Origin of the sequence: Actinacidiphila acididurans (assembly GCF_016918855.1) — a bacterium.
Lineage (GTDB): Bacteria > Actinomycetota > Actinomycetes > Streptomycetales > Streptomycetaceae > Actinacidiphila > Actinacidiphila acididurans.
This window is the reverse complement of the sequence record NZ_JADKYB010000057.1, coordinates 1-1559: the sequence shown is the minus strand read 5'-3', so window position 1 is coordinate 1559 and position 1559 is coordinate 1. Positions and strand designations below refer to the sequence as shown.

The following is a 1559-nucleotide window of genomic DNA, read 5'->3' as shown; positions in this document are numbered from 1 at the left end:
CCTAGTACTCCAGCTGCACTTCTCCATTTCCCCTGGTCACAGGGCCCTTTTGGAGTCTAGCTGGCTGACGTGCCGTCAGGTTGGTAGTGGTTCGTGACTCACCCGATCGGGTTGCGTTGAATCGGTCATGGGGACGGAGAGCGATGTCGAAGCAGGTCTGTGGGACGCCGAGTTGGAGTCGCTGCTGCTCCGCGTAGGAGTGCGGTTCGGCCGCGTTGAGCCGCGGCGACGGATGCGGGACTACGTGCGCGGCCTTTTGGGGCCGGTGGGCCGGAAGAACAGCTGGCAGTTGGCCGAACAAGCAGGCAACGCCACCCCCTACGGGCTGCAGCGGCTGCTGTCCTGGTGCCAGTGGGAGCCGGACGAGATCCGCGACGACCTGCAGGATTACGTAGCCGAGCGGCTCGGTCAACACGATGGCGTGCTGATCGTCGACGACACGGGCTTCCTGAAGAAGGGCACCGTCTCCGCTGGGGTGCAAAGGCAATACTCCGGCACCGCTGGACGGACGGAAAACTGCCAGATCGGGGTGTTCGCCGCCTACGCCTCCGCGAAGGGCAGGGCCCTGGTGGACCGCGAGCTCTACCTGCCCAAGTCCTGGACCGAAGACCCCGACCGATGTCGCGCCGCTCGGATCCCCGAGGGCAAGGCCTTCGCGAACAAGCCGGAGCTTGCGCGCGCCATGGTCCGGCGGGCGCTGGACTCCGAACTGCCGATTGCCTGGGTGACCGCGGATGCGGCCTACGGGCAGGAGTGGCACTTCCGGCGGATGCTTGAGGAGGACGGCGTGGGCTACGTCCTGGCAGTGCCCAAGTCCCAGCAGGTCAAGTCACCAGCGGGCAGCTGGCGCATCGACCATGTCCTGACCGGCGCCCCAGTCGAGGCATGGGAGCGGATCTCCTGCGGCAATGGCGCGAAGGGACCGCGGGTCTACGACTGGGCCGCGGCCAAGCTGCCCACCGTCGAAGGTCCCGCCCCCACCCACTACCGCTGGGTCCTGGCCCGCCGCAGCCTGGCTCGCCCCGAGGAGATCGCGTACTACCTCGCCTTCGCCCCCGCGGACGCAACCGTCTCCGAACTGGTCCGGGTGGCCGGCACCCGGTGGGCCATCGAGGAGTGCTTCCAGGCCGCGAAGAACGAATGCGGCCTGGACCAGTACGAAGTCCGCCGCTACGTCGGCTGGTACCGCCACATCACCTTGGCCATGCTCGCGCACGCCTTCCTGGCCGCAATGGCAGCCCATGCCCTCGAAAGGGGGGCCGGAGAAACGGTTCGAGCGGCCTCGTTCCCCTCACCGTGGCAGAAGTCCGACGGCTCCTGGACCTTGCCCGTTCCTCCGCAGCCCGGCACTCCTCACCCAGACACCAACTCCACTGGTCCAGCTGGCGCCGCCGCCACCAGGCCATCGCCCGCCACTGCCACTACCAGCGCCGCACGCAGCCCGATCGGGTGAGTCACGAACTACCACCGACCTGACGGCACGTCAGCCCGCTAGACTCCAAAAGGGCCCTGTGACCAGGGGAAATGGAGAAGTGCAACTGGAGTACTAGTACTCCAGC

The 1559-nt window shown here is 67.3% G+C and carries 1 pseudogene; it reads left to right on the top strand.

From position 1 onward, the window contains the following. Positions 1-127 precede the first annotated feature (127 nt). Positions 128-1276 (top strand): annotated as a pseudogene (locus ITX44_RS40595) (IS701 family transposase); the annotation flags it as partial. Between the last annotated feature and the right edge of the window lie 283 nt (positions 1277-1559).